The organism is Autumnicola edwardsiae, from assembly GCF_031846505.1.
Taxonomy (GTDB): Bacteria; Bacteroidota; Bacteroidia; order Flavobacteriales; family Flavobacteriaceae; genus Autumnicola; species Autumnicola edwardsiae.
Genome location: NZ_JAVRHP010000225.1, coordinates 1 through 1,617, shown reverse-complemented (window position 1 = coordinate 1,617; position 1,617 = coordinate 1). Strand labels below are relative to the sequence as shown.

Annotated in this window: 2 protein-coding genes; both read left to right on the top strand. The window is 37.8% G+C overall.

The features are described 5' to 3' along the window. On the top strand, positions 1-627 hold a 627-nt coding region (locus RM529_RS17230; RefSeq protein WP_311485982.1), incomplete at its 5' end, for a 4'-phosphopantetheinyl transferase family protein. A gap of 92 nt (positions 628-719) precedes the next feature. Beyond that, positions 720-1,436, top strand: coding sequence for a hypothetical protein (locus RM529_RS17225; protein ID WP_311485981.1), 717 nt, complete (start codon positions 720-722; stop codon positions 1,434-1,436). Positions 1,437-1,617 lie beyond the last annotated feature (181 nt).

Genomic DNA, 1,617 nt, shown 5'->3' with positions numbered 1-1,617 from the left:
ACGGGATGCTTACCGTTGGAGATGCAAAAGACATTATTGAACGCAAAATGTCCTGAAATGATTGGGAACGATATTGTGGATTTGCAACTGGCAGCTAAAGAAATTAACTGGAAAAGACCACGCCTTCAGTCTAAAATATTTTCTGAAAATGAGCAGGAGTTCTTACAACTTTCTGAGAATCCTGAACAACTTTTCTGGCTTTTTTGGACCATGAAGGAAGCTGCGTATAAAGCCCATCAGCGCCGCTTTCTACTGCCTCGAAAATTTAATCCGAAATCCTTCAGGTGCAAATTGCATCTTTCAGAAAGTGCTGAATCTTCAGGGATCGTACAGGTCGAAAATTGCCATTATTCAACTGCCGCTAAATTTTCTGAAAACGCGATACATTGCGTAGCTTCCGTAGAAAATTCCCCAGTGAAACAGCAAATTTTTTCAGCATCCAAAAACCTGAAAGATGAATTGACATGTGCTCTCGCCGCACATTACAAATTATCTCCTGAAGCGTTGAAAATTGAGAAAAATCTTCATTTTATTCCGCAACTTATCATTGGTGGGAAACAGAGTAACCTGCCTTTTTCCATCTCGCATCATGGCAATTATTCTGCTTATGTCTTTGCCGTTAATTAAGTCCTAAAAACCAGTTAAACCCTTCCAAATTTTCTTTGAAAAACCGTCTCTGAAGTTGTATCTTGAAACTACTAATATAAAATTTATACCGTATGAAGACTGTAGATAAGATGGAGGTACTGCATAGCCAGTCAGCTGAGTTTATTGAGCAAGGGGAAACCGGAAAATTCCTAAAGCTTATTCCGGATACATTTATTATAAAAGGAGAAGAAAAAGATGGCGTTTTCAACCAGGGATATGCGATAAGGCATATTAACCGTCAGGATATGATCCTGATTGATGTGGTTGAAGAAGCTACCAGGGACGCTGTTAAAAAACTGGTGACAGATGGTTATAAAATAAAAGGAATTTTACTTACCTGCGATAGTATTGTAGATTCTGCCTATGCAGATCTTGCTACAATTTCTGAAGATGCAGGTGGAGCTCCAATCTTTGCACATCCAAGAAACAATATTAAAGACGATTTTAAGACAAAAGATATCACTGCAAAAGGAACAGTTTTGAAAGACTTTGCTCTTAAGATTGTTGATTTACCCGGCAACGGGGGAGAATCTGTACTCGTATATTCTGAAATTAACGACGGAATGTTATTCCCGGGAGAAGATGCTGTAGGATCTGATTATGATTCAGATTTAAATACCTTTAAACGACCGGAAAATAAAAGTAAAAATAATGATTATGGTCTTGCAGAAAGCTGGAGCGCTTTTAATGAGCCGTTTTCTTATTTCTTTCCGAGAAAAGGAAAACCAGGATTTAATCTTGAGGAAGGGCATCAGATAGATGTTATCGGTAACTTAAGCAAGAGCTAAAAATAACAGTTTCTAAAATAAAGGGTCATTTTAAAGTATAGCCTGGCTCGCTCATCAACCTGTTCTTTATAGGACCAACCCGTGAGTGAAGTTGTACAGGGATATTTTCAAATGACCCTTTATTTTTTTTCTTGCTTTTCTTCCTTCCTGTCTTCTTCTTCCTGTTTTTCCTGTTCTTCTT

What these genes read in the sequence shown, in the direction of transcription:
- RM529_RS17225 (WP_311485981.1), top strand. Translation starts at nt 720, where the DNA reads ATGAAGACTGTAGATAAGATGGAGGTACTGCATAGCCAGTCAGCTGAG.